Genomic DNA, 26,436 nt, shown 5'->3' with positions numbered 1-26,436 from the left:
ACATGTCCAATCAATTGCCGGTCATCAATTTAATGGGGCCAACTGCAAGTGGTAAAACCGCTTTGGCATGTGAACTGTATGAGCAAGGGGGATTTGAGCTGATTTCGGTCGATTCTGCACTGGTTTATCGGGAAATGGACATTGGTACAGCCAAGCCCTCCAAAGAGGAACTGGCGCGCTATCCGCATCATCTGATTGATATTATTAGTCCACTTGAAGTGTATTCTGCAGCCAACTTTGTCGAAGATGCTTGCCGCCTGATTGATGATATTCATGTGCGTGGTAAAACCCCGATTCTGGTTGGCGGAACCATGCTGTATTTTAAGGCCTTGCTTGAAGGTTTGTCAGATAACCTACCAAGTGCAGACTATGCTATCCGGGCAGAGATTGAAGCCAAGGGTGAGCAGGAGGGCTGGGAAGCGGTTTATGCAGAATTATGTGCAGTCGATCCGATTGCCGGTGAAAAATTCAAGGTTAGCGACAAGCAGCGCATTATTCGAGCCTTGGAAGTTTTTAAATTGACTGGTGAGCCGATTACAAAACTACAGGCAGAACAACCTAAAAACTTACCATATCGTTACAGTTTCCATAATTATGCGCTGATGCCAGATCGGTTAGAATTGCATGGGCGTATTGAACAACGTCTGGAAATTATGTGGAAAAGCGGTTTTTTAAATGAAGTTGTGAATTTAATTGAAAAATACGATTTTAATGAAAATTTACCTTCCATGCGTTCAGTGGGTTATCGTCAGGCTATGGAATTCTTAAAAAATGCTGATAAAACCAAGGAAAAGCAACGGGAAATGGAGGATAAAGCTTTATTTGCGACACGACAACTTGCAAAACGTCAATATACGTGGTTAAGGTCTTTGCAAGAAAAGCATAAATTTACAACATATTTTACGCTACAGCAGGCTCAAGAAGACTTGCGAAACTGTCACGGATAAAGCAAAATTTAGGGACTATCTTTTTTATAATTTTTAATTGAAAAATAGAGATAGTTTTTGCGCTGATTTTTAATTTTTTTGGAGTTATAACATGTCTAAAGGTCAAACTTTACAAGATCCATTCTTGAATTCTCTCCGTAAGGAACGTATCCCAGTATCTATCTTCCTGGTAAACGGTATTAAATTACAAGGTCATATCGAATCTTTTGACCAATACGTGGTTTTATTAAAAAATACAGTAAGCCAAATGGTTTATAAGCATGCAATTTCAACTGTAGTGCCTGCACGTAATCCACGTCCTGCTGGCGCGCCTGCTGGTCCACAAGGTGCGGGCTTCGGTGGTCAAGGTGCTGCAGGTGGCTTTGGTGGCGGTCAAGGTGCTGGCGGCTTCGGTGGTCAAGGTGGTTTTGGCGGTCAAGGCGGCGGCTTCGGTGGTCAAGGTGGCTTCGGCGGTCAAGGCGGTGGCTTTGGTGGTCAAGGTGCCGGCTTCGGTGGTCAAGGTGCTGGCTTCGGTGGTCAAGGTGGCTTCGGTGGTCAAGGTGCTGGCTTTGGTGGTCAAGGCACTGGTTTTGACAACGACACTAAATTTGAAGACTCTTCAGACGATGAAAACAATCGTTAATCGAGTTTGAAAATTAAAAAACCTCTCTATATGAGAGGTTTTTTTATATCTGTACGTTTTAAGTTTTTTAAATAAAAAGCCAACGAGATGTCGTTGGCTTTTTAGGATTATGGTAAGGCTTAACGGTTACGTTTAGGATCCAGTTGAGGATCTTTGATTTCTACATAAGCATTATTGCGCGTTTCACGTAACCAGCTATCTAATTCGGCATCAAATTGACGTTCACCAAGCAATTGGCGAGCCATACGTTCCTGATATTCCTGTGTCATATCTTGTTGGCGTGTTTCACTCACTTGCAGAATATGCCAGCCAAACTGGGATTGAAATGGTTTACTGAACTGACCTACTGGGGTGCTTTTCATCTGCTGTTCAAATTCAGGTACCATTACCCCTGGGCTAACCCAGCCAAGACTTCCGCCATCACGAGCCGAGCCAGTATCATTGGAGAACGTTGAAGCTAAAACAGTAAAATCTTCACCTTGTTTGAGGCGGTTATACAGACTATCAATCATTTGTTTGGCATTTTCAGGACTGACCACTTCAGACGGTTGAATCAGAATGTGTCGTGTTAAATATTGAGGAACAAGGGCTTTCTGTTCGCCACCTTTACGTTCCAAGAGCTTCAGAACATGTACACCATCAGCGACAGGAATCAGTTCAGAAGTTTGACCCGGTTGCAGGGTGGTCACGCGTGCAGCCAGTTCTGCCGGAATTTCTGACAGGTTTCTCACACCCATATCAGCAGCTTCGACTTTAACGCCGCCAGTGCTGTACTTTTTGCTGATCGCCTGAATGTCATTGCTGCTATTTAATTCTTGCTTTACCTTTGTTGCAATTTGTTCAGCATTTTCACCGCTTACCCGTAAATGCAGTACATGGACCTGACTGCCAAGCAAAGCCTGACCTTGCGGGGTATTCAGGAAGTTTTTAACATCTTGATCTGTAATTTGAATACGTGAAGTCACGATTTGTTGACGTAAACGATTCAGTGCTAAATCTTCAGCGATACGGTTACGTAAAGAAGCATAGGTATTGGGCGCCATGGCATCCAGTTTCTGCTGGAATGCTTCCAGACTCGGTGAACCAGAATCACGGGCAACTTTCAGGACGGCTTCATTTAAAGCTTTTTCATCTGGACGAATATTATAACGTTTAACTTGTTCAAGCTGTGCCTGACGAATAATCAGTTGCTCTAAAGCTTGTTGCTCAAGATCTTGTTGTGGTGGAACTGCCTTTTTCTGTTTTTGCAGCTGATGTGAGATTTCGGCTACACCTTGAGCCAGGTCACTACGTAGAATGATACTATTGTCGACTACAGCTACAACTTCATCTTTAGGTTGGGCAACAGCAAAAGTCGTCATCGCTGAAGAAAGGCATAGCGCAAGTGCGGTTGCTTTAAAAATTTGTTTTAACTGTTTTGTCTTCATTAACGTTCTGTCCAAGTTTGATTGATATTGTTAAAACCTAGAATACGATTTTCTAGTAATGAGGTGAGTTTGCTGCTTAACCCACCTAAGCCTTTCAGGCTGACTTCGGCCATAATGGCGCGTTTGGCTTTGATGCTTGAATCATTAACGTCGTCTAAGTCATTGTAATATGAGCGACCGTAAACAGAAACTCCCCAACAGCATGACTCATAGTTCACGCCAAGTAAATATTCCCGTGCGACACTATTGTCGAGGTCAAACTGGGCATGTCCAACCAGACGCCAGTTGTTGGCAATCGGCTGGATAAATGAACCCACCACATGATCATAGCTCTTTTGACGGTTCGGAATATCTTTGCGATAGAAATAGCCTAGGTTATAAAGATTGCCTTGCTCACCGGTATAATAAACCTGCAAATCTCGTTGGGCATTCGATCCATTCGACATCCAGCTTGAGTTCAGATTAACGTGAACATTATTTGACAGCTGGCTGGTCAGTTGAATTACAGGGCCAGTATGACTTTCACGGTCGAATTCATCTGCATCATTTTCCAACGTTACACGGCGATCTTCAAAGAAAAAGCTCTGTCCAACGCTGGCACGCAGGCGCTCCAGACCTTCTTCATTAAATAGGCTATAGCTCAGACCTAAGGAGGCAAAGTTATTGTCTTCCAGGCGGTCATTACCATAAAAGCGACGCGCACTGAAAAGTTGATCATAATTAATCGAAGCGACGACTGAATCAAAGTTTGGCTGATTCTGCTGGTTCTCATAAGGTGAATACGCATAGAACAGACGAGGCGTTAAGGTCTGTAGATACGTACCTTCTTTTTCAAAAATTAAGCCGGTGTCCAGCGTGAATTGTGGCACCACAATTGAATTATTTTCACTAGACGCGCTACGGCTTTGGGTTTTTTCATCATAGAAAGTATTGATGTTGCGTACAGTCGCCTGAGGAATGAAGAATGACCACGGGGTAAAATGATTATAACGCACGGAAAAGTCATTATAGATCCGTGTACCACTCGGTTGATATACCTTCTCACCCGTTGGGTCAGTATCAGCGAAATTTCTCAGATCCTTCTGGAAATATGCTGTGTCGTTATTAAACTCAAGTTGTAATCCCAATGGATTGCCAGTTTTGTAATTGACTAAAAGCTGTGGCAAACGTGCATAAGGACGGTCTTCATCCAGTACAGTTGGATCTAGGGTTTGGAAGTCTTCGACTTTGAATTGTGCCTTTAAGCCAGGAATACCATTTTTGTAATTGACTTCCCAGGCACGGCGTAAGTTCAGGTCAGTTTTAGAGTTCGGGTTGTTATCCAGATCGGCAAAGTAATCTTTGTCTGAAGCGTAGTTATATTCAAGGTTGGTGGAAAGCTGATTATTGATCTGCCAGTTATGTAAGAAATGCAGGCTTTTACGGTCTTCGTCGCTATAGCTTTCATCGGAAGGTAAATAACCTCCCCAAATACGGCCTTCACCATAATTCTCAGTCAGATAACGGAACTCGCCATCCAGCATTACACCACGATCGCCAATATAACGTGGCGTAATGGTCGCATCATATTGTGGTGCTAAATTCAGGTAAACCGGAACACCCAGTTCCAGACCACCATCATTGGTAAAGCCAAATGTCGGCGTCAGAATACCGGTAGTGCGGCGGTCATCAATCGGGAAGTTGAAATAGGGAACCGCTAAAACCGGAACATCTTTAACATACAACTTGGTATTCCGGGTTTCACCCCGTCCGGTTTCCTGATTCAGCTTGATCTTTTCTGCCTGGATTTTCCAGGTTGGTTTTTGCTCAGGTGGACAGGTGGTATAGGTCGCATTTTCCAGTTCTACCGTCTCGGTCGAGGTTCTGGCGATCTTTTCTGCCCGACCATGCGCATGTTGCTGCTCGGCAATATAGAAGCTGTTATTTAGGTCGCCTTCTTGGGTCTTTAAATTATAATTAATATCATCACTTTGTGAGAGCAGGCCACCCTGAGCAAGTTGTACCCGACCTTCTGCTTTGGCATAGGTCTGGGTTTGATCAATCGTTACGCGTTCAGCACGAATCTGGCGACCTTGCTGGTCAATGATGACATTGCCTTCTAAATAAGAGTCACCTGCTGGATTGTAGTGTCCATAATCTGCAGTAATGGTGGATGTAGCCTGATCTGGCGCAACGGTTGCTGCATCTGGGGCAATCGGGGTCACCCAGGTGCCTTCACAATAAGCCGAACTTAAGTATTTTTCCTGCCGCTGCTGTGCTTCAGCTGAGGATTTGTCGACATAGTATTGCGAAAAGAATGCTTCACCTGGATAGGTCTCATTTATGCGCTGTTTGAGTTGTTCTGCATTTACATCGGACGAGACATTTGATGCAGCATAGCCGGAGGCTGAGCTGCCACATAAAAGGGTTAAGATCGCAGTCGCTAGAGGATTTATTTTAAAGTGATGCTTCATTTGTCTCATTAACCAATCATGCTTTTATCGCAATTAATTATTGTCGCATCATAGAGAAAAAGTTGATAAGTAGCTACACTTAGCACTTTAAAAACTCAGCCTGTATTAGAATTAATTGCAAATGAATACACAACGCGAACAATTGATACAATCTTGGATTGCCTCTGTACTCGGTTCAGATCAATTTGAAACTCATTTTTTAGCAGGTGATGCCAGCTTCCGTCGTTATGCACGAATCAAACTGAATAATAAAACATTTATGCTGATGGATGCACCACCAGAAAAAGAAGATTGTGTGCCTTTTGTGACGATAGATGAGTTTTTTGATGCACATGGCGTGCGCGTTCCGCATATCGTGGCAAAAGACCTGGAAAATGGCTTTTTACTGCTCGAAGACTTTGGTGATGTGCTGCTGTCGAATCTGCTGAATGACGAGACTGTAGATGCCTATTATGAGCAAAGCTTTAAGCAGCTCATTCAACTACAATCGATTGCTGGAGAAGGGCATTTCCCGGCATATTCTTATGAAAAACTGATCTCGGAAATGGAATTGCTGACTGACTGGATGTTACCAGCGTTAAAGGTTCAACTGACTGAATCAGAAAGCGCCTTGATCAAACGCACTTTTGCGATTTTGGCGAATGCCGCATTGGCACAGCCACAGGTGATCGTGCATCGGGATTTCCATAGTCGTAACTTGATGAAAATCGACAATGAAACCGAACTCGGTGTGATTGATTTTCAGGATGCTGTGATTGGTGCGGATACTTATGACTTGATCTCGATTACCCGTGATGCCTATGTACAGTGGAATGCCGATCGTGTGTATCGCTGGTTCAAAAACTTTTATGACTTGTTGCCAGCATCTGCTAAAGAAGAGCGTGACTTTGAACAGTTTAAAAAAGACGCCGACATGATGGCGATTCAGCGTCATATCAAGATTTTAGGTATTTTTGTGCGTCTGTTTGAACGTGATGGCAAGTCAGGTTATCTCAAGGACTTACCACGTGTGATGTGGTATCTGCTTGAAGAATCTAAGGCTTATGCAGAACTAGAGCCATTCATGCAGTTTATGCGTGACAGAGTGATGCCTGCCTTTGAAGCAAAATATGGTTCATACGAGGTAGCGGCCTAAATGAAAGCGATGATTTTGGCCGCAGGACTCGGCAATCGTATGCGCCCATTAACTTTGCATACCCCCAAGCCTTTGCTTGAGGTAGGTGGCAAACCGCTTATCGTCTGGCATATTGAAAAACTGGCTGCGATCGGAGTCACTGAAATTGTCATCAATACGGCTTGGTTGGGTGAAAAACTCGCTCAAGTTTTGGGTAATGGTTCACAATTTGGTGTACACATCCTTTGGTCACATGAGGGTGAAGGTCTGGAAACCGCTGGTGGAATCATTAATGCCTTGCCGCTACTCGGTGATGAACCTTTTATTCTGTTAAATGGTGATGTCTGGACCACGATGGATTTTGCCCCTTTACTGGATATTGATCTAAAGGATAATTTGGCGCATCTCGTACTTGTGCAGAACCCTGAACAACACCCAGAGGGTGATTTCACGCTTGCAGAAGGTAAAGCTTATACCTTTGATCAGCAAGTCGGAGGTGAGAACCTGACTTTTAGTGGTGTATCCGTACTTGATCCGAAGATGTTCCAAGTCTTAGAGACTGGCAAACGTCCTTTGGCTCCGTTGCTAAAAGCAGCAATGCAGAATCAGCAGGTTGCAGCTTCTAAACTGGCAGGCATTTGGGTTGACGTAGGAACCCCAGAGCGTTTAACGGCACTGGATACGGCGATCCGTGAAGGGAAGTTTGCTTAAGTGAATATTCGCTAAGCACTGCCTACTGTGCCAATATAGAGAAAACGGTATACTTCCACCTAACTTTTTCGAGCGTAGATTGTTTATGCACATGTTTTTTCAAGAACTAAAGCAGGGTAGCCAGGCTTTGGGTTTAGAGCTATCTGATGAAGCTTTAAATTTATTACTCAAGTATCAGGATGCTTTGGTGCTGTGGAACAAAGCATACAATTTGACTGCAATCCGTGATCCTAAAGAAATGCTGGTCAAGCATCTACTCGACAGTTTAAGTATTTTAAAGGACTTGCCTGCGGGCAGATTGCTGGATATCGGCACAGGTGGTGGTATGCCGGGCATGATCATTGCTTTATGTCAGCCTGAGCGTGAATGTGTATTGCTGGACTCAAACGGTAAAAAAATTCGTTTCCTCAAGCAGTTTATTGCTGACCTGAAACTTAAAAATGTCATTGCCGTGCAAACGCGTGTAGAAAACGAAGACAGCATCAATGAACTGGGTCAATTTGATGTAATTACCAGTCGTGCCTTTGCATCATTAACAGACTTCGTTGATGCTTCTAAGCCATATATGCATGAGCAAACAATTATTGCCTCAATGAAAGGCTTAATTCCTGAAGATGAAGTTGCTACTTTAAAAAATGAATTTAGTTGTGAGATTATTGAACTTAAAGTTCCGCGCTTAGACGAACAGCGTCATTTACTTCTATTAAAACGTATTTAAGATTTTTAAAGGGATTGGGGGCAACATGGCACAAATTATTGCGATTGCAAACCAAAAAGGTGGTGTCGGTAAAACCACAACCGCAGTAAATTTGGCGGCATCTTTAGCTGTGTTAAAAAAACGTGTTTTGCTGGTTGATATGGATTCGCAAGGCAATGCGACCATGGGGTCTGGCATTCAGAAGAATGACCTACTTTATTCGGTTACTGATGTGTTGCTGGGTGAAGTGCCGATTGAAACGGCGATCTCTAAGGCGGAAGTCGGCTACAAGGTTCTTGGGGCAAACCGTGATCTGGCTGGGGTTGAGTTGGCGATTGCAGAGCAGGAAGGGCGCGAGTTCATTTTGCGGGATGCATTGCAGGAAATTGAAGCTTCATTCGACTATATCATTGTCGATTGTGCACCGAGTCTTAGCCTGATTACTGTCAATGCTTTGGCAGCCGTGGATGGTGTGCTGATTCCAATGCAGTGTGAATATTATGCACTGGAAGGTCTGGCGGATTTAACCCAAACCATCGATCGGATTCAGCAAGCCTTGAATCCGGACCTGCAAATTGTTGGTGTATTACGCACCATGTACGATGCACGCAATGCCTTGACTCGTGATGTCTCTGAAGAATTAGAACAATATTTTGGTAAAAAACTGTATGAAACCGTGATTCCACGGAATATCCGTCTGGCTGAAGCGCCGGCGCACGGTTTGCCAGTGATTTATTTTGAAAAAAGTTCAAAGGGTGCGGTTGCTTACTTAAATCTGGCAGCTGAAGTATTAAAGAAAAGCAAAGTGAAAAAAGGAAGTAAAGCATGACCGTCAAGAAACGTGGACTCGCCAAAGGTCGTGGCTTGGATGCCTTGCTGGGATCAATTCAAAAAGAAAAATTACAGATGGAAGCCCAAGGCATTGATCATGGTCAGCTAAAACAGATCGATGTAAACTTGCTCAAGCGCGGTGAATACCAGCCACGCCGTTATATTAACGAGCAGGATTTGCAAGAACTGGCGGCATCGATTGAAAAGCATGGCATCATGCAGCCCATCGTGATCCGACCGGTTGACGATGAGCGCTATCCGTATGAAATTATTGCAGGTGAGCGTCGCTGGCGTGCGGCACAGTTAGCGGGTTTAACCGAAATTCCTGCGATTGTACGGGATCTGAATGATCAGGTTGCCATTGCACTGGCGCTGATTGAAAACATTCAGCGTCAAGATCTGAATCCGATTGATCAGGCGCTGGCCTTACAGCGTTTCCATGAAGAATTTGGTTTAAGCCATCAGGAGATTGCAGATACCGTTGGTAAAGCGCGTACGACAGTGAGTAACCTGCTTCGTTTGCTCAGCTTGGCTGAAGAAGTGAAAGACTTTATGCAACAAGGTTTGCTGGATATGGGGCATGCACGTGCGATCTTAACCTTAAAAGCTAAAGATCAGCTCAAAGTTGCAGATATCGTAATTGAAAAAAGTCTGTCTGTGCGTCAAACCGAGCAGTTAGTCCGTGATTTCAATACACCTAAACAAGAAAAAGTAAAAGAAGCGGTAGCACCAGATATTCAGCAATTGACCCAGCGCCTTTCAGAGCGTTTCAGTGCAGATGTTAAAATTGACTATAACAAGCAAGGTAAAGGGAAACTGGTTATTAGCTATCACTCTTTAGAAGAACTTGATGGCATTCTTTCTATTTTAGAAGATGAATAATTTATATATTTTTTTTATTGGGGAATAAATTAGATGTGGGAATTGGTTAAAGCAGGTGGTTGGCTCATGCTGCCCCTGGTCTTGTGTTCTATCTTTATGCTGGCGATTTCGATCGAGCGCCTGATCCGCCTGAAAAAGAACGTAGTACTTCCGTCGACACTGTTGATGGGGCCTTCGCAAAATACAGCACAAGTCATGCAAAAAATGAATCAAAGTGCGGCCTTAAAGCAAAGCACTTTGGGTCGGGTATTTACTGCAGGCTATGCCAGCAAGCAGCAAGGTGAGCAGTATGCTCGCGCACAGATGGAAGTGGTCGCATCACAGGAAATTGGTTATCTGGAAAAAAACATTAATTTTCTGGGAACTTTGAGTGCAGTTGCGCCTTTACTCGGTTTATTGGGAACTGTACTTGGGATTATTGAATCTTTCCTGATGATCGATGTAGGTACCGGGAGTGATCCGGTATTGATGATGCCGGGTATTTCCAAGGCTTTAATTACCACGGCAGCCGGTATGTTGATTGCAATTCCTGCACTGTTTGCGCACCGTTATTTTCAGCGTCTGGTTCAGGAATATGTGGCTGAACTTGAACAGCAAGCGACTTTGTTTCATGCGGATCTTTTTTATCGTAATCATGCAGACATAGATCAAGACATGCAAAAAGCCAGCTAGGAGGCGGATGATGAAATTCAAACGCAACCAGGTGGAAGATGTACATATTAATCTGACACCGATGATTGATTGTCTGCTGTTTATTCTGGTCTTTTTACTTTTGTCGACGACATTTAGCCAAATGAGCCGAATGAATCTGACCTTGCCGGATGCGCAAGGTGTACCGCCTAAAAGCTATGATCAGAAAGTTGAAGTGATTGTGGATGCCAATGGTCATTACGCAGTCAATGGTCAATCCTTGGCCAGTAAGGAAGTCGCGGATTTAAATACTGCAATTAAACAGATTTCTAATGAACGCCGTGATGTAATGTTTGTCATTGCAGCTGACGCAAAAGCCAGCCATCAGGACGTGATTCGTGTCATGGATGTGGCCGGGCAGCTCGGCTTTGTAAATATTAATATCAGTACCAAAGTACCCACCCGAGGTTATTAGTGAAGCACGATTTTAAGGTCTATCTTCGCCTTTTAAGTTATTTAAAACCGTTTTGGGGCATTGCATTGCTTGTCCTGCTGGGTTTTTCTATTAATGCCGCTACGGAAGTCTCTGTCGCTAAATTACTGGAATATATTATTGAGGCGATTCAAAATAAAGACCAGAGTTTCACATCACTTTTCCCGTTTTTAGTGGTCATACTCATGTTCTTCCGGGGCCTGGGTTTGTTCATGGGTGGATATTTTACTGCGGTAATTTCCCGGAATCTGGTATTCAACATCCGTCAGGAAGTTTTTGCAAAATTGCTGCGTTTACCGTCCCAGTATTATCTGGATAATACCAGCGGGCATATTACTGCCAAAATCATGTATAACGTTGAACAGCTAACCGCTGCTTCAACTGAAGCTTTAAGAACCTTGTTGCAACAAGGTTTGATCACTCTGGCATTATTAGGCTACCTGTTGTATACCAACTGGCGTCTGACCATGTGTATCCTGATTTTTGCACCCGTCATTGGCTTTATTATCAGTAAAGCTGCAAGACGGATGCGTAAATTATCGCAGCAAGTGCAAGACACCATGGGTGATGTAAACCATGTGGTGCAGGAAACGGTGAATGCCAACCTGATCGTCAAGGGTTTTGGAGGGCAAAGTTATGAGCAGGAACGCTTTAAACAGAACTCGCTGGAAAACTTGCGTCGTGGCTTGAAAATGGTCGCTGTACAACAGTTGAATAGTCCTGTGGTTCAGCTGATCATGTCGATTTCACTGAGTATTGTGATGTTTATTGCCTTGCGTCCGCAAATTCTGGGTGATACCTCTGCGGGTGAATTTGTCGCTTATATTACTGCGGCGGGTATGCTGGCAAGACCGATCAAAGCCTTGACGGATATCAATGAAAAAATTCAACGTGGTATGGCTGCGGCTCATTCGGTATTTGAATTGCTGGATATGCCTGAAGAAAAAAATACCGGGACTTTAACGGATAGCCTGAAAGGCGATATCGAGTTTAAAGATGTCAACTTGATTTATGATGATGGCCATCGTGCTATTCATGACTTTAATTTGCAGGTCAAGGCCGGTGAAACAGTAGCGCTGGTAGGACGTTCTGGTGCAGGAAAAAGTTCTCTGGTGAATCTGCTGGTGCGTTATCAGGATGCAACTTCTGGGCAGATCTTGCTGGATCAGAAACCGATTGAAGATTTTGAAATTACCGCCTTGCGAACCCAGATTGCTATGGTGAACCAGCAAGTCGTACTGTTTAATCGTACCGTGCGGGAAAATATTGCTTATGGTCAGCTCGAAGGTGCTTCCGATGAAGATATTATCGCGGCAGCAAAGGCAGCCTATGCGCATGATTTTATTATGGCACTACCGCAAGGTTATAATACTCAGCTGGGTGCTCAGGGTTTAAACCTGTCTGGTGGCCAGCGTCAGCGCATCGCCATCGCGCGAGCAATTTTGAAAAATGCCTCTATTCTGATTCTGGATGAAGCGACCAGTGCGCTGGATAACGAGTCGGAATACTTTATTCAGCGTGCCTTTGATAAAGCCATGCAGGACCGTACCACCATCGTAATTGCACATCGTCTATCGACGATTGAAAACGCGGATCGTATTGTTGTCATGGATCAGGGCCGTATTGTTGAGCAGGGCAGTCATGCCGAACTGATTGCGCTACATGGTGCTTATTATCAGTTGCATCAGCGTAACTTTGAGGAACAGTAACTCATGGCATTAGCACAAATCATTCAGGATGCTTGGAATGCACAGGCAAAGTGGCTGGTGGTGCTGCGTCCTTTGTCATGGTTGTATCGCCTGGGTTTTGTCAGCAATCACTGGCTTTATCAAAAAGGCATTAAGAAAAGTTATAGTGCACCGATTCCCGTTATGGTAATTGGCAATATCACGGTCGGTGGTAGCGGTAAAACACCTTTGTTGATTCATCTGGTGGATTATTTAACCGAGAAAAATATCCGTGTGGGAGTGATTAGCCGTGGTTATGGCGGTCAAGGCCCATTTCCTGCCTATGTCGACTTTAATACCTTGCCGGAGATTGTCGGAGATGAGCCTGCCTTGATTGTGCAGGCAACAGGTGTGCCGATGGCAGTTGGTCCCAACCGGCAGAAAAGTATTGAACTGTTATTGCAGAAACATGAGCTGGATCTGATTATCTGTGATGATGGATTACAGCACTGGGCCTTGAACCGCCAGATTGAGTGGATTGTGCTGGATAATAATCGCGGTCTGGGTAATCAGAAACTGCTTCCAGAAGGTTATCTACGTGAACCAGTGACCCGTTTGAAAACGGGAACCGTAATTGAGCATGCAGCCCATCCAGGTTCTGAACTGAATATGCATCTGGCTGCATCACAGCCTTATTTGCTCAATCAGGACGGCACTAAAATCTTTAATCCTCAAGCGGCTTTTTATGCGGTAGTCGGCATTGGCTTTCCACAGCGGTTTTATCAGACCTTGCAAAATTTAGGCATAGAACAATTTCAGTGTCATGAGTTTCCAGACCATCATGACTATGACATTGAAGATTTACAGTTCGATGATAACAATCCGATTATTACCACTGAAAAAGACGCAGTAAAAATTATGGCGCTACTTAAACAATATCCAGATTTTAAACAGGATATCTGGGTGGTGCCAGTCGATGCAGTCCTATCGCCAGCCTGCTATACAGTTTTGCAGCAACAGTTACAACAATACGGCATTCAAATTTCTTAAGGCTCATTCATTATGAAACACATTGTTATTCCTGCACGTTTCGCCAGTTCACGTCTGCCGGGTAAACCGTTGCTGGAAATTCATGGTCGTCCCATGATTCTGCGGGTAGTGGATCAAGCCAAAAAAGTGCAAGGTTTTGATGATCTGTGTGTGGCCACCGATGATGAGCGTATTGCCGCTGTTTGCCGTGCTGAAGGCATTGATGTGGTGATTACCTCGGCAAATCATCCTTCAGGCACAGACCGATTGAGTGAAGTGGCTCGAATCAAAGGCTGGGCCAGTGAGGACATTATTGTCAATGTACAGGGGGATGAACCTTTACTGCCGGCGCAACTGGTAAAACAGGTTGCTCAACTCTTGGAAGATCAGCCTGAATCTTCCATGTCGACGCTATGTGAGCCGATCCATCAACTGGATGAATTCAAACGCGACAGCATTGTAAAAGTCGTAATGTCAAAACAGCAGCAGGCACTGTATTTTAGCCGTGCTACCATTCCTTATGACCGTGATGGCGCGAAACTCGCTGAACCGAAGCTGCATGATCAGGCCTATCGTCATTTAGGTCTATATGCCTATCGGGTAAAACTGTTGCAAGAATATGTGACCTGGGAAATGGGTGTGCTGGAGAAACTGGAATCTCTAGAACAGTTACGGGTACTGGAAAATGGACACCGTATTGCCATTGCGGTGGCTGAAGCCAATTTGCCGCCAGGGGTAGATACTCAGGAAGATCTGGATCGCCTGAATCAGATGGATCTTTCCCATTTTGCCTAAGAAGAGTCAAATACATGCCTTTTGATGTCAATGCACATATCTATCCATGGCAGCAACAGGTTTGGGAAACCCTGACCGGGCGCTTTCCCAAGCTTGGACATGGTTTATTGTTTTATGGAAAAAAAGGCTGTGGTAAAGAAGCGTTTACCCAACAGTTTCTGGCTTGGGTGTTATGCCTGAATCGTCAGCCTGCCGGGCCATGTGGTGAATGCAGTAGCTGTCAATGGTTAAAGGCAGACACCCATCCCAACTATGTGCATATCAGTACCGATGACGACAATAAAAAACAGAATGCCAAAATCAAGATCGAGAAGATTCGCGATCTGCTGCCTTTTGTGCAACAGACTGTAGATGGCTGGCGCGTGATTCTGATTGAGCCGGCAGAAGCCTTGAATATTGCCTCTGCCAATGCCTTACTCAAAACACTGGAAGAACCCGGTGATAATACGGTCATTATTTTACTGGCGAATCATTATTTAAAATTGCCCGCGACTATACGCAGTCGTTTGCAGCATTTTGCTTTGGACCGGATTTCCGCAGAACAATTTAGCGATTATGTCCAGAATCAGCTCCCAGATGCAGGTGCTAGCCAACAACAGTTATTGATGAACCTGTCCAATCAGATGCCGTTACAGGCACTAGAGGTTGCACAAAGTGCCTGGCTGCCACTACGTCAGGAATTCCTGCAAGACTGGCAAAAACTGGTCATGCAAAAAAATATGCCGATGGCAATTGCGACCAAATGGAATAAAAACCTGAATTTTGGTGACTTTGCTCAAATGTTTGAATACTTGTTGTCCGATTTAATTTGTGTCAAGCTAAATCAGACGGTGAAAAACATTGACCTTGAATTCAATGTACTTGCCGAACAATATTCATTAGAAGCACTTTTTAAAATTTATGAAGATTTTCAGCGCGCTAAACAATTCCTTGAACAGAATGTCCAAAGCAATCTGGTTATTGATGAATTGTTTATCAAGATGATGAATCTTTAATTAAGGGGAAATCACATGCAACCACGTATGGGCGGTATTATTCAGGCCAATATTCCTGACATTGAAACACTGTTTGCCAGCTATATGCCTTATGTTGTGGGTGGTGGGCTTTTTATTCCTTCCAAGCAGCCGGTCAAACTGGGCGAAGAGGTTTTTGTATTGACGACTTTGCCTGACCAGACCCAGAAAATTCCTTTAACCGGTAAAGTCATCTGGGTCTCGCAAAAGCAGAATGGCATCAAGCCACAAGGCTTTGGCATCCAGTTAAGCGGTGAAAAAGGCGTTTATTTTAAAAATGAAGCAGATCGTCTGGTTGCAGGTCTTAAATCTGAAGGACGTAAAAGTTACACTATGTAGTTAATTTACCCTTGGTAGGAACGCATCGTGTTTGTAGATACTCATTGTCATTTAACCCTGCTTGATTTGACACCATATCATGGTGATCTGGATCAGGCATTGGCTCAGGCTCGTGAAGCCGGTGTTTCCAAATTCATGAGTATCTCGGTCGATCTGGATGATCATATCGAGCTGGCCAAAATTGCCGCGCGTCATACAGATGTCGGATATACCGTTGGCGTACATCCTTGCGAAGATGCTGCAACCATGGCGCGTGCCACGACTGAATATCTGGTCGAACTGGCGCAACCGGAGAAAGTCTGGGCGCTCGGTGAAACCGGTCTTGATTATTATCACAGTACCGATTTTATTGCAGAGCAAAAGGCCTGTTTCGCTCGGCATATTCATGCGTCACAAATCACCAAAAAACCTGTAGTTGTTCATACCCGTTCCGCCAAGCATGATACCGTTGATATTATCCGCGCGGAAAAATCGACTCACGGGATTTTGCATTGTTTTACCGAAGACTGGGAAACCGCCAAAGCGGTACTGGACTGCGGCTATTATGTGTCATTTTCCGGCATTGTTTCCTTTAAAAATGCGCAGGATCTGCGTGATGTCGCCAAACAGGTTCCGCTGGATCGTGTGCTGATTGAAACCGATAGTCCTTATCTTGCGCCAATGCCGTATCGTGGCAAATCTAATGAGCCTAAATACGTTCCTTATGTAGCCAAAGCGCTTTGCGATGTATATGATAAGTCGCTAGAAGAAATGGCTTTTATCACAAAGCAGAACTTTGAAAATCTTCTGAATTTAAAGTAAATAAAGTTATATAAAGTACAAAGAGAGTTTATAGGGTGAAGATGGATCGTCAGGCTCAGTTTCGAGCAAGAGAAACCTTGATTTTTCAAGTTGCAGAACAGCTCCTGTTGGAAAATGGTGAAGCAGGAATGACGCTAGATGCGCTGGCTGCCGAGCTTGATCTGGCCAAAGGGACACTTTATAAACATTTTCAGAGTAAAGATGAGCTGTACATGCTGCTGATTATCCGTAATGAGCGCATGTTGCTGGAAATGATTCAGGATAGCGATAAAGCCTTTCCTGAACATCTGGCCTTCTTTATGCTGCATCATTTACATCATCCGGAACGAACCGTGCTGTTTCATCAGATTGAAGAACGCCTGTCGACGACTGGGGTTGGAATCCAGCACCTTTTTAGCGAACTTTATCAGGTGCGCAAACAGCGTTTACGCCTGATTATCCGTATGACAGAAACTTATCTGGCTTCTATTAATAGCCGCATGTCAGTACGCGATTATCTGGCTTCGATCTGGTCGTTGACCCATGGTGCAGCTGCAATTCTTAATTCCAGTTTCTATCAGCGTTATTTGGGTTCGCGCGATACCTTGCGTGTAGCCTATATCGATCAGGCACTGGCTTTGCCTAAGCAGGTACATTCAGCCGAGCAGTTTGCCTAAGGTTGTCCTATGATCAGATCACCTCACAGTGCAGTTCGTGGCTTTACCTTAATCGAATTGATGGTGGTGATTGTGATTATGGGAATTATGGCTTCACTAGTGCTGCTGAATACCAGTGGTGTCGATCAGCGCAAAGCGATGCAGGCACGGGAAATTTTATTGGTGGACTTGCAACGGGTGCTACGCGAGGCTAATGACCAATCCAGAATACTCGCGCTTGACGTTCAATCAGCGACAGATGTCACGCCATTTCGCTATGGAATTATAGAATATCGTTCGGCAGCGCAGACTGAACCGAACCTGCAAAATGAGAAATGGCAAAATTATGCAGATTTTAAATTGCGTAGTTTGCCTGATCATATTTCCTTTCAAATTCAGGCACTGGAACAGCAGCGTTATGCCAGGGCACAAAATCGTGACCTGACTCAGGCAAATTCACCTCAATTAATCTGGCTCGGCAATGGTGAAGTCAAACCGGTGCGGATTCAGTTCTTTTTAGAAGACCTTGAAGTGGGTGCTGCGATTGAGATTGATCATCTGGGTAAAATCAATGAAATCTAGATATTTCAAGCAGAGCGCTGGGTCTGGTGTAATCAAGTTGTTTAAGGCGAGTGTTCATGGATTTGATCATGTGTGCTGCAAGCATAGGACTTCGTCTTGCGCTGCTATCGGACTTTCTTGCGCGACAATGTCGCTCAGGTCGAGTGTTACTCGACTTAATCGTGCCTCAGGTTTTACCTTATTGGAAGTTATGGTCGCCTTGGCAATTTTTGCGACCGCAGCCATAACCCTGACCAAAGTCGCGATGCAATATACCCAATCCACCTCAAATGCCATTCTACGTACCAAAGCACAGTTTGTTGCCTTAAATGAAGTGGCACAAATGGAAATCAATCAGGAATGGATGGAAGGCACGGCTTCCAAACAGCTGACCCAGCAAGGTGAAACCTGGCAGATTGACAAGCGTAGTGAGCCGACGGTCAGTCCGAATGTCCAGCGAATCGAATTACAGATTAGTCTGGTTAATCAGGACAGTGGTCAGGTTGAATCTGGCATCAGCAGTCTGATGTTCTTTAATCATCGCATGAACAATACCCCATGAAGCCTAAAGGATTTACCCTAGTTGAATTAATGGTCGCAATTGCGATCTTTGCGGTGCTGTCTGCTTTGGGCTGGAAAGTTTTTGATTATATTGTCAAAACTAAAGATCAGAATGTGATTCATGAGCAGCGTTTAGGTCAGCTACAGCAAACCTATCAGCAGATTCTTCGAGATACCGTACAGGCAGTACCCTTAACGGCCAATATCAATGGGGATATTCAGCCGGCTCTGGTGCTGCAGAACGGACGCTTTAATTTCAGTAAAACCGGGGTAACTGATCCTTTAGAAGAAGGGATTTCCCCAGATGAGCGCATTGAATATCAGTATCGAGCCGATGAGCAGAAACTTTATCGCTTGAAATACCGGAATCTAAATCAGGCAGGTCAAGATCAGCCCGAATCCAGTGTTTTATTGTCGGAAGTGGAACAATTTCAGATTATCGTACTTAATCCGAATGAACTCACGCAATGGCCGGATGCTTCTGCTGATCTGAATCAGTTAGAGCATAAACAGCGTTTGCCTAAAGGGATTAAAATCAATTTAACCGTGAATGGTGTAAGTTATGAATGGATGTTCAGTTTATTGAATACGGACTTTTTGCTTGATACTCAGAACACCGGTCAACCCAGCTCAGAATAATAAGAAATGAAAATGAATAAAGCGATCATGATCAAGCAGCAGCAGGGCATTGCACTGATTACCATTCTGGTGATGGTAGCGCTAGCGACTATTCTGGCGGCTACGATTGCGCAACGTCAAGCTGCAACTGCTGAAAGCACTGCCTATTTGATGCGACAAAACCAGTCCTTAATGTATGCCAAAAGTGCTGAGGCTTTTTTTTCTGAATTGCTGGTCGATGATGCTGAAAATGCTGCAGAGGTCGACCATCTGCAGGAAACCTGGGCGCAACCCATGCCGGCTTTTCCGGTAGATGACGGTTATGTCTCCGGAATAATACAGGATGAATCAGGCAAGTTTAATTTAAATAGCCTGATTACTGCCGAAGGCGCAGTCAATGAAAATGCCAAAGCATGGTTCGAGCTGATTCTAAAACGTGCCAGTTTGCCGGAACAGCTCAGTGAAGCAGTCATTGACTGGCAGGATGCAGACGAGCTGGTCAGTGGGGGCATGGGCGCCGAATCTAACTATTATCAGAGCTTGCCCAATGCTGCTTTGCCACCGAATGCAAAATTTCACAGCGTAGAAGAATTAAAGCTGGTACGCGGTTTTGAAGAGAATAAATATAAGCTGATAGCACCTTATCTGAGTACTGCACCGGTGCAGGAGAGCCTGGTCAATATTAATACCGCTTCAGCTTTTCTTTTGGCTAGTATGGATGAAAAGCTGGATGTGAATGCAGTGCAGCAATTGCTGGATCAGCGTCAGGCCAATTTGGAGCACTTTTCCAATGTGACTGATCTGTGGTCACTCGAGCCTTTCGCTCAGGTCGATGCGGACAGGCGTAATTTGTTTAACAGTCTGCTTGGGGTGCAATCCAATTATTTTAAAGCCCGAATCGAAGTGGTTTTAAGTGAGCGTAAGCGCCAGTTTAGCAGCGATCTGGTTCGTCAGGACAAACAGGTTTATGTCGCTTACCGTAGCATGGCGCCATTTTAATTTTAGCTCATGAGTTGTACAGGCTGGATAAGCGCAAATGCCGGGCTGATGCCTTTTCCCTATCATGCTAAACAGCAAAATTAATCCTCAAAGCTTTACTTTTGCTTTATAATCAAAATTAATTCACCTATTTTTTGACGACATTACGGCATATGTTAATTCGTAAGTTATTTAAGTTTGAGAATGCTCATATTGTGCGTAACTGCACGTCAGATCGCTGTAAGCGTTCGATCCATGGCCATAGTTATAAAGTCGAGTTATTGCTAAAAGCCTCGAAGCTAGATCATGGTCAAATGGTCTATGACTTTGGTCTGCTTAAAGGTGTGATTAAGGATTTCTTTGATTCTTTCGATCATGCCATCTGCTTTTGGAAAAATGACGATCCGGAATATATTCAGGCCTGCAAGAATTTCAGTGCGCGCTGGGTGTCTTTGCCGGTATCGCCATCAGCAGAACAGTTTTCACGTATTTTCTTCTTTCTGGCACAGCAGGTGCTGGCATCGACCGTGACTCAAAATGGTGAAGGCGATGTCGAAGTCTATTCTGTGATTGTGCATGAAACCGACACCGGCTATGCACAAAGCTTTTTAGAAGATATTCAAAATGAACAAATGGGCATCCTTAGTCTGGAGCAACTTGAGTTCTCTGAACAAGTGCAGGCTGAATGGACAGATCCGGACATGTTTGCCAAGCTCAAACAGGGCACACCATTTCATAACCCTACAGTAGATTTACAGGTACAGATTTAAAGTCTGCGTGACTTTAAATCCATTGACATAGATTTAGGATTGAAGAATGTCTTTAAATGAACAGCAACTGGCCAAGCTGAATAAAGTTCAGTTGGATGAAAGCTGGAAATATGGATTGAGTGAATTTTTGCTCAGTCCGAAAATGGATGAATTAAAAGCGTTTCTCGTTGAAGAAAAAAAAGCAGATAAAATCATTTATCCTCCCAATCATCTGATTTTTAATGCTTTGAATACCACACCGCTAGATCGGGTAAAAGTGGTGATTTTAGGGCAAGATCCTTATCATGGCCCAAATCAGGCGCATGGATTAAGCTTTTCCGTGCAAAAGGGGGTTGCATTACCACCATCTTTGCGTAATATTTTTCATGAGTTACATGCTGATGTTGGGGTTGAAAGACCGAAGCATGGTGACTTGACGCATTGGGCAGAGCAGGGTGTGCTTCTGTTAAATGCAGTACTGACCGTAGAAGCAGGTCAGCCGACTTCACATCAAAAGCGCGGTTGGGAAGAATTTACCGATCACGTCATTGATGTATTAAATGAACAGCGTGAACATATTGTCTTTATTCTTTGGGGCGCATACGCACAGCGTAAAGGACAGCGCATTAATCAAGACAAGCATCTCGTGTTAAAGGCAGCACATCCATCGCCTTTGGCCGCAAACCGTGGTGGTTTTTTTGGTTGCAAAGTATTTTCGAAATCGAATAATTACCTCAAACAACATGGCATTGAGCCTATAGATTGGCAGCTGGACGCATGAAATATTCTCCCCTTACTAAACATTATCATCCAGATTTGATTGTTGAAGAAGCGCACAATGGTTGGCGTATCGTTCGTTTAAATCGCCCGAAATCTTTGCATGCGCTGGATGAATCGATCGCTTCCGCACTTCTGGAAGTATTTCAGGATTTCCATCATGATGACAGTGTAAAAGCCATCTGGCTGGATTCAACCACACCGAAAGCGTTCTGTGCGGGTGGGGATGTACGTAAACTGCGTCAGTTAGTGATTAATGATGAAGTCGCGACTGCCAATAAATTCTTTGAGCAAGAATATGCACTTGATCTGTTATTGCATAATTATGCCAAACCCGTTTTAGTCTGGGGTGAAGGTTATGTGATGGGCGGCGGCTTGGGGCTGTTTATGGCGGCGCCTTTCCGTTTAGTGACGCCTTATTCACGTTTGGCCATGCCTGAAATTAATATCGGTTTGTATCCAGACGTGGGTGCAACCCGCTTCTTAGCAGATCGTGGTGCGATTGGTCTATTTACTGGCTTGACCGGTTCGATCATGACCGCTGCGGGCGCTTATGGGATTGGCTGGGCAACGCATATTTGTGATGCACAGCGTGATTCAGTTTTGGATAAAGTCATTAATATCGACTGGGAGCATTATCCTGCAGGTGACTTTCGTGCCATTGATGATACCCTGAATAGTATGCACCGTCCAGTCGGCCCAGGACCGCTGCAAAACTCCTTGGATGTGATTCATAGTGTTTGCCGTGGTATCAACTTTGAGCATGATTATGAGTCGATTATTGGCCTGAGTGATGCGCGTAGTGACTGGTTGCGTCAGGCCAGTGAAAACCTGAAAAAAGGTTCGCCGACTACCGCAGCCTTGACCTGGCTATTATGGCAATGGGGTAAGCAGGTACATTCCTGGAATGAAGTTTTCGAGCTGGAAGTTCAAATTTCTGACTGGAAAATCCGTCATCATGATTTTGTCGAGGGAGTGCGAGCGCGTCTGGTCGATAAAGACCTTAGTCCTGAGTGGAAAAAAGGTGTAGATATGAGCTTAAAAGGTATCCTGTCTGGAAATCCTCCAGTTACGACTATTGAAAGCTGGAATGAGCTGCTCAAGCATTATGGTGTGATTTAAGCCTCAATGTCCGAAACACAATTTACAGATGAATACTGGATGCAGCGTGCTTACGAGCAGGCTGCACTTGCTGCTGCACAGGGAGAAATTCCTGTCGGGGCAATTATCGTCAGTCAGAATCAGATCATTGGTCAGGGATTTAATACGTCCATTACATTAAATGATCCGACTGCGCATGCTGAAATTGTTGCACTACGTGATGCCTGTCAAAACATCCAGAATTATCGTTTACCTGATGATGCAGTGCTTTATGTGACTTTAGAGCCGTGCACCATGTGTGTTGGTGCGCTGGTGCATTCACGGGTTTCACGGGTAGTATTTGGCGCATTTGAAGCGAAAGCAGGTTCACTGGTGAGTGCGCGTCAACTGTTTGAAACCGGTTATTATAATCACGTATTTTCTTTCCAGGCAGGCTGCATGCAGCAGCAATGCTCTGAACAGCTCAGTGCATTTTTTAAGTTGCGTCGCGAGCAGAAACGACAATTCAAGTTACAAGAAAAGTTATTAAATACGCAGAAGTAAATTTACTTTATCCGCTAAAATTTTCCCACTTTCAAATATCTGCAATCTTCAGGAACAATAATGAACAGCATCCAAGTAAAAAAAGAATTCCCAGCAGCCCTTGATGATGTCTTCAATTTGATGTCCAAGCATGCCACCTATAATATTGCCTTCGCACCGATGCAGGTCGAACGAATCAAGGATTCTGCGGATGCTGAATATCCTGATGGACTCGGTTCAGTACGTGCAATGGGTATGGGGCCAGTGAAGCCGCTGAAAGAACAAATTACCTTGTTCGAGCCAAATAATCGCATCGAATATCAGATTATTAAAAATCCATTGATCAAGCATCATTTAGGCATTATTGAATTTGAAGCACTGGCTGATGACAAAACGTTAGTAACTTATACGATTGAATTGCAGGCACGTGCGCCTTTTGTGAGTAAATTAATCCTTGCACAGTTACAGGCAGCGATTAAACTAGGCCTGACAAAACTCGCAAAATCTGTTTAAACAACAACGGGAAAGCAATGACAGTTCAAATTATTACCATTGATGGTCCAAGTGGGTCTGGCAAGGGCACGTTAGCAGCGAAACTGGCTGCACATTATCAGTTTCACTTATTGGATTCTGGTGCTTTATACCGCCTTTTGGGTTTGTCATTGCATCACCATGATTTGCTGGATTCGCTAGACACGAAATTGCCAGAATGCGTACAAATCGCAACAAATTTAGATATCCAGTTTGTCAGTACCGACACCGGGGTGCAGGTGTGGCTGGATGGTGAAGATGTGTCCCAAACTATTCGAACTGAACGGGTAGGAGAGTTTGCTTCAAAAGTTGCAGCAATTCCTGAACTTAGAACAGCGATGGTTTCACGTCAGCATGCCTTTGCACAGGCGCCTGGTCTGGTAGCAGACGGACGTGATATGGCGACAAGTATCTTCCCGAATGCTCAGGCAAAAATATATTTGACGGCCTCGGCTGAATCACGCGCGCAAAGACGTGTAAAGCAGTTGCAGGGCATGGGGCTGGATGTTAAAATAAGCGACATTTTAGCTAATATCATCGCTCGCGATAAACGAGATACGGAACGCGCTGTCGCTCCACTCAAGCCTGCGGATGATGCTTACATTATTGATAGTTCAGATTTGAATATCGATGAAGTATTCCAGCTGATGACCACTTATGTGGATCAGCAGTTAGCAAATTAACCCAATTTTATCAGCAAACGCATAGCTTGATCAGTTTTATATGGACTATGTAGATGCTTAATTAAACCGGCCTTGTCTGATCCAAGACCGCTGACTTTATCGGAAATATCATGACCGAATCTTTTGCAGCCCTCTTTGAAGCAAGCGAATTAAACCTCAACGTTGAAAAGGGTGCAGTTATCCAGGGCGTTGTAGTAAGCATTGACTCTGATTGGGTAACTGTTGACACTGGCCTTAAATCTGAAGGCGTTGTTGACCGTGCTGAGTTCTTAAATGAACAGCGCGAACTTGAAGTTCAAGTTGGCGACACTGTAGACGTAGTTGTTGAAGCACTTGACAACGGTATGGGTCAAACAGTTCTTTCTCGCGAAAAAGCTAAACGCGCAGAAACTTGGACTAAACTTGAAAAAATCTTTGAAGACGGCGAAATCGTTACTGGTGTTATCTCTGGTAAAGTTAAAGGTGGTTTCACTGTTGACATCGGTCCAGTACGTGCGTTCCTTCCAGGTTCTTTAGTTGATACTCGTCCTATTCGTGATACTACTCACCTAGAAGGCAAAGAGTTAGAATTCAAAGTAATCAAACTTGACGCTAAACGTAACAACGTTGTTGTTTCACGTCGTGCTGTTATGGAAGCTGAATCTTCAGCTGACCGTGAAGCTCTTCTTGCTCAGCTTGAAGAAGGTCAAACAGTTACTGGTACGATCAAAAATCTTACTGACTACGGCGCATTCGTTGACCTTGGCGGTATTGATGGTCTTCTTCACATCACTGACATGGCTTGGAAACGTATCAAGCACCCTTCAGAAGTTGTTGAAGTGGGTCAAGAAGTTACTGTTAAAGTACTTAAATTTGACCGCGAACGTAACCGTGTTTCTCTAGGTCTTAAACAACTTGGCGAAGATCCATGGTTAGCGATCATGAACCGTTACCCTAAAGGTTCAATCGTTAAAGCGCGCGTAACTAACCTGACTGACTACGGTTGTTTCGCTGAAATCGCTGAAGGCGTTGAAGGTTTAGTACACGTTTCAGAAATGGATCACACGAACAAAAACATCCACCCATCTAAAGTTGTTCAGATTGGTGACGAAGTTGATGTTATGGTTCTTGAAGTTGATGAAGAACGTCGTCGTATTTCTCTTGGTATCAAACAAACTCGTGCTAACCCATGGGAAGAGTTTGCTAAAGATCACGACAAAGGCGAAAAAGTTTCTGGTACGATCAAATCTATCACTGACTTCGGTATCTTCATCGGTTTGCCAGGCGGTATCGACGGTCTAGTTCACTTGTCTGATATTTCTTGGAACGAACAAGGCGAAGAAGCGATTCGTCGTTACAAGAAAGGCGACACTGTTGAAGCAGTTATCCTTTCTGTAGACGCTGAAGGCAACCGTATCAGCCTTGGCATCAAGCAAATGAACAACGATCCGTTCAATGACTTCCTTGCTGCTAACGAACGCGGTGCGTTGGTTAAAGGTACTGTAATTGCAGTTGACGCTAAAGGCGCTACTGTTAAGTTAGCTGACGAAGTTGAAGCGACTCTGAAAGCATCTGAAATCAACCGCGACCGCGTTGAAGATGCAACTAAGTTCCTTGAAGTTGGTCAAGAAGTTGAAGCGAAGATCATCAACGTAGATCGTAAATCTCGCGCAATCAACTTGTCTATCAAAGCGAAAGACGAAGCTGAAGAGAAAGAAGCAGTTGCTAACTTGAAAACAGCTCCTGTTGGTCAAGACAATGGTCCTAAGACGATTGGTGACCTGATCAAAGCTCAAATGGGCAACTAAGTAAGCGTTTGAATTGTATTGTTAATGTAAGTTAACTAATACTTTTTATACAAATACTGTAAACGGTAGCGTAGTATTTAATTATTGCGCTACCGTTTTGTATTTAAACAGGTTATTATCGGGAAATAGATCCCAAGTAGCTTGATAATTAAAGAGGTCGCAGATGACTACTGAAGCACTTAATAAGTCTGACTTAATAGAGCGTATTGCGTTAAAAAATCCGCATTTGGCTGAGCCTTTAGTGGAAGAAGCAGTTAAAATTATGATTGATCAAATGATAGAAGCATTATCAACTGACAATCGTATCGAGATTCGTGGATTTGGTAGTTTTGCATTGCATCACCGTGAACCGCGCGTAGGTCGTAACCCTAAAACTGGTAAATCAGTAGAAGTGGCTGCAAAAGCAGTTCCGCACTTTAAACCAGGCAAGGCACTTCGTGACGCTGTGAACGAGTCTGCACAAAAATAATTGTAAATATTTT

At 44.1% G+C, this 26,436-nt stretch carries 30 protein-coding genes; 28 read left to right on the top strand and 2 right to left on the bottom strand.

Annotated elements, in window-relative coordinates:
• Window positions 1-2 precede the first annotated feature (2 nt).
• Window positions 3-947 (top strand): tRNA (adenosine(37)-N6)-dimethylallyltransferase MiaA, encoded by a 945-nt coding sequence (miaA, locus tag AC1IR0_RS06465; RefSeq protein ID WP_004645483.1) that lies wholly within the window; start codon window positions 3-5, stop codon window positions 945-947.
• A gap of 91 nt (window positions 948-1,038) precedes the next feature.
• Window positions 1,039-1,569 carry an RNA chaperone Hfq gene (gene hfq / locus AC1IR0_RS06460; RefSeq protein WP_148334401.1) on the top strand — a complete coding sequence of 177 codons (531 nt, stop codon included), beginning with the start codon at window positions 1,039-1,041 and terminating at the stop codon, window positions 1,567-1,569.
• 119 nt (window positions 1,570-1,688) lie between these two features.
• Here the strand turns inward: hfq and AC1IR0_RS06455 are convergent, their stop codons facing one another.
• Together AC1IR0_RS06455 and AC1IR0_RS06450 are read right to left on the bottom strand one after the other, a co-directional pair.
• Entirely contained in the window at window positions 1,689-2,996 is a 1,308-nt protein-coding gene (locus AC1IR0_RS06455; RefSeq protein WP_312327483.1) for a peptidylprolyl isomerase, read from the bottom strand.
• Complete coding sequence (locus AC1IR0_RS06450; protein ID WP_409665521.1) at window positions 2,996-5,449, bottom strand: LPS-assembly protein LptD; 2,454 nt, start codon at window positions 5,447-5,449, stop codon at window positions 2,996-2,998. Before AC1IR0_RS06450 ends, AC1IR0_RS06455 begins: the two co-directional genes overlap by 1 nt.
• Window positions 5,450-5,570: 121 nt before the next feature.
• On the opposite strand from AC1IR0_RS06450, the gene AC1IR0_RS06445 reads away from it, so the two are divergent.
• From AC1IR0_RS06445 to AC1IR0_RS06320, 26 genes are all read left to right on the top strand, one after another.
• The gene (locus tag AC1IR0_RS06445) at window positions 5,571-6,584 is read left to right on the top strand and encodes an aminoglycoside phosphotransferase family protein (protein WP_004731490.1); all 1,014 of its coding nucleotides are present in this window, start codon (window positions 5,571-5,573) and stop codon (window positions 6,582-6,584) included.
• Window positions 6,585-7,274, top strand: coding sequence for an N-acetylmuramate alpha-1-phosphate uridylyltransferase MurU (gene murU, locus AC1IR0_RS06440; protein ID WP_409665498.1), 690 nt, complete (start codon window positions 6,585-6,587; stop codon window positions 7,272-7,274). It begins immediately after the preceding gene.
• 85 nt (window positions 7,275-7,359) lie between these two features.
• On the top strand, window positions 7,360-7,992 hold the full coding sequence (gene rsmG, locus AC1IR0_RS06435; protein ID WP_004645477.1) for a 16S rRNA (guanine(527)-N(7))-methyltransferase RsmG: 633 nt from the start codon (window positions 7,360-7,362) through the stop codon (window positions 7,990-7,992).
• 25 nt (window positions 7,993-8,017) lie between these two features.
• Complete coding sequence (locus AC1IR0_RS06430) at window positions 8,018-8,800, top strand: ParA family protein (RefSeq protein WP_005106558.1); 783 nt, start codon at window positions 8,018-8,020, stop codon at window positions 8,798-8,800.
• Complete coding sequence (locus tag AC1IR0_RS06425; protein WP_004645475.1) at window positions 8,797-9,684, top strand: ParB/RepB/Spo0J family partition protein; 888 nt, start codon at window positions 8,797-8,799, stop codon at window positions 9,682-9,684. Before AC1IR0_RS06430 ends, AC1IR0_RS06425 begins: the two co-directional genes overlap by 4 nt.
• A 33-nt stretch (window positions 9,685-9,717) precedes the next feature.
• Window positions 9,718-10,356, top strand: a complete 639-nt coding sequence (locus AC1IR0_RS06420) for a MotA/TolQ/ExbB proton channel family protein (RefSeq protein WP_409665501.1) — start codon at window positions 9,718-9,720, stop codon at window positions 10,354-10,356.
• A gap of 10 nt (window positions 10,357-10,366) precedes the next feature.
• Entirely contained in the window at window positions 10,367-10,789 is a 423-nt protein-coding gene (locus AC1IR0_RS06415; RefSeq protein WP_044109548.1) for an ExbD/TolR family protein, read from the top strand.
• On the top strand, window positions 10,789-12,516 hold the full coding sequence (msbA, locus tag AC1IR0_RS06410; RefSeq protein ID WP_114541075.1) for a lipid A export permease/ATP-binding protein MsbA: 1,728 nt from the start codon (window positions 10,789-10,791) through the stop codon (window positions 12,514-12,516). The genes AC1IR0_RS06415 and msbA overlap by 1 nt, the downstream gene beginning before the upstream one ends.
• A gap of 3 nt (window positions 12,517-12,519) precedes the next feature.
• Window positions 12,520-13,524: a tetraacyldisaccharide 4'-kinase gene (gene lpxK, locus AC1IR0_RS06405; RefSeq protein WP_479741238.1), complete on the top strand. Its 1,005-nt coding sequence runs from the start codon at window positions 12,520-12,522 to the stop codon at window positions 13,522-13,524.
• A 12-nt stretch (window positions 13,525-13,536) separates the two neighbouring features.
• A complete protein-coding gene (gene kdsB / locus AC1IR0_RS06400) occupies window positions 13,537-14,298 on the top strand; it encodes a 3-deoxy-manno-octulosonate cytidylyltransferase (protein WP_253172789.1) in 762 nt (253 codons plus the stop codon).
• Between the two features lie 14 nt (window positions 14,299-14,312).
• Entirely contained in the window at window positions 14,313-15,293 is a 981-nt protein-coding gene (locus AC1IR0_RS06395; RefSeq protein ID WP_409665508.1) for a DNA polymerase III subunit delta', read from the top strand.
• Window positions 15,294-15,308: 15 nt separating this feature from the next.
• Window positions 15,309-15,650, top strand: a complete 342-nt coding sequence (locus tag AC1IR0_RS06390) for a PilZ domain-containing protein (protein ID WP_004278877.1) — start codon at window positions 15,309-15,311, stop codon at window positions 15,648-15,650.
• Between the two features lie 27 nt (window positions 15,651-15,677).
• The gene (locus AC1IR0_RS06385; protein ID WP_409665510.1) at window positions 15,678-16,451 is read left to right on the top strand and encodes a TatD family hydrolase; all 774 of its coding nucleotides are present in this window, start codon (window positions 15,678-15,680) and stop codon (window positions 16,449-16,451) included.
• A gap of 41 nt (window positions 16,452-16,492) precedes the next feature.
• Window positions 16,493-17,107 carry a TetR/AcrR family transcriptional regulator gene (locus AC1IR0_RS06380; protein ID WP_005252237.1) on the top strand — a complete coding sequence of 205 codons (615 nt, stop codon included), beginning with the start codon at window positions 16,493-16,495 and terminating at the stop codon, window positions 17,105-17,107.
• Window positions 17,108-17,116: 9 nt separating this feature from the next.
• Window positions 17,117-17,668, top strand: coding sequence for a type II secretion system protein (locus AC1IR0_RS06375; RefSeq protein WP_409665512.1), 552 nt, complete (start codon window positions 17,117-17,119; stop codon window positions 17,666-17,668).
• Complete coding sequence (gspI, locus tag AC1IR0_RS06370) at window positions 17,658-18,209, top strand: type II secretion system minor pseudopilin GspI (protein WP_404976566.1); 552 nt, start codon at window positions 17,658-17,660, stop codon at window positions 18,207-18,209. The genes AC1IR0_RS06375 and gspI overlap by 11 nt, the downstream gene beginning before the upstream one ends.
• Window positions 18,206-18,847, top strand: coding sequence for a type II secretion system minor pseudopilin GspJ (gspJ, locus tag AC1IR0_RS06365; protein WP_114541081.1), 642 nt, complete (start codon window positions 18,206-18,208; stop codon window positions 18,845-18,847). Before gspI ends, gspJ begins: the two co-directional genes overlap by 4 nt.
• Window positions 18,848-18,853: 6 nt before the next feature.
• The gene (gene gspK / locus AC1IR0_RS06360; protein ID WP_081407897.1) at window positions 18,854-19,825 is read left to right on the top strand and encodes a type II secretion system minor pseudopilin GspK; all 972 of its coding nucleotides are present in this window, start codon (window positions 18,854-18,856) and stop codon (window positions 19,823-19,825) included.
• Window positions 19,826-19,977: 152 nt separating this feature from the next.
• On the top strand, window positions 19,978-20,574 hold the full coding sequence (locus AC1IR0_RS06355; protein ID WP_044109536.1) for a 6-pyruvoyl trahydropterin synthase family protein: 597 nt from the start codon (window positions 19,978-19,980) through the stop codon (window positions 20,572-20,574).
• A gap of 46 nt (window positions 20,575-20,620) precedes the next feature.
• Entirely contained in the window at window positions 20,621-21,334 is a 714-nt protein-coding gene (gene ung / locus AC1IR0_RS06350; RefSeq protein ID WP_005247316.1) for a uracil-DNA glycosylase, read from the top strand.
• Window positions 21,331-22,452 carry an enoyl-CoA hydratase/isomerase family protein gene (locus AC1IR0_RS06345; RefSeq protein ID WP_004645459.1) on the top strand — a complete coding sequence of 374 codons (1,122 nt, stop codon included), beginning with the start codon at window positions 21,331-21,333 and terminating at the stop codon, window positions 22,450-22,452. Before ung ends, AC1IR0_RS06345 begins: the two co-directional genes overlap by 4 nt.
• Before the next feature lie 6 nt (window positions 22,453-22,458).
• Window positions 22,459-22,974: a tRNA adenosine(34) deaminase TadA gene (gene tadA / locus AC1IR0_RS06340; RefSeq protein ID WP_129716655.1), complete on the top strand. Its 516-nt coding sequence runs from the start codon at window positions 22,459-22,461 to the stop codon at window positions 22,972-22,974.
• A gap of 60 nt (window positions 22,975-23,034) precedes the next feature.
• Entirely contained in the window at window positions 23,035-23,466 is a 432-nt protein-coding gene (locus AC1IR0_RS06335) for an SRPBCC family protein (RefSeq protein WP_005247314.1), read from the top strand.
• Between the two features lie 17 nt (window positions 23,467-23,483).
• Window positions 23,484-24,167 (top strand): (d)CMP kinase, encoded by a 684-nt coding sequence (gene cmk / locus AC1IR0_RS06330; protein ID WP_004278855.1) that lies wholly within the window; start codon window positions 23,484-23,486, stop codon window positions 24,165-24,167.
• A 110-nt stretch (window positions 24,168-24,277) separates the two neighbouring features.
• Entirely contained in the window at window positions 24,278-25,954 is a 1,677-nt protein-coding gene (rpsA, locus tag AC1IR0_RS06325; RefSeq protein ID WP_479741237.1) for a 30S ribosomal protein S1, read from the top strand.
• A 163-nt stretch (window positions 25,955-26,117) separates the two neighbouring features.
• Complete coding sequence (locus AC1IR0_RS06320; RefSeq protein ID WP_004278853.1) at window positions 26,118-26,423, top strand: integration host factor subunit beta; 306 nt, start codon at window positions 26,118-26,120, stop codon at window positions 26,421-26,423.
• The last annotated feature ends 13 nt before the right edge of the window (window positions 26,424-26,436 follow it).

It is taken from the genome of Acinetobacter sp. 129952 (assembly GCF_056642055.1).
Note: the sequence above shows the minus strand (reverse complement) of the source record. Positions and strands in the feature narration are given on the sequence as shown.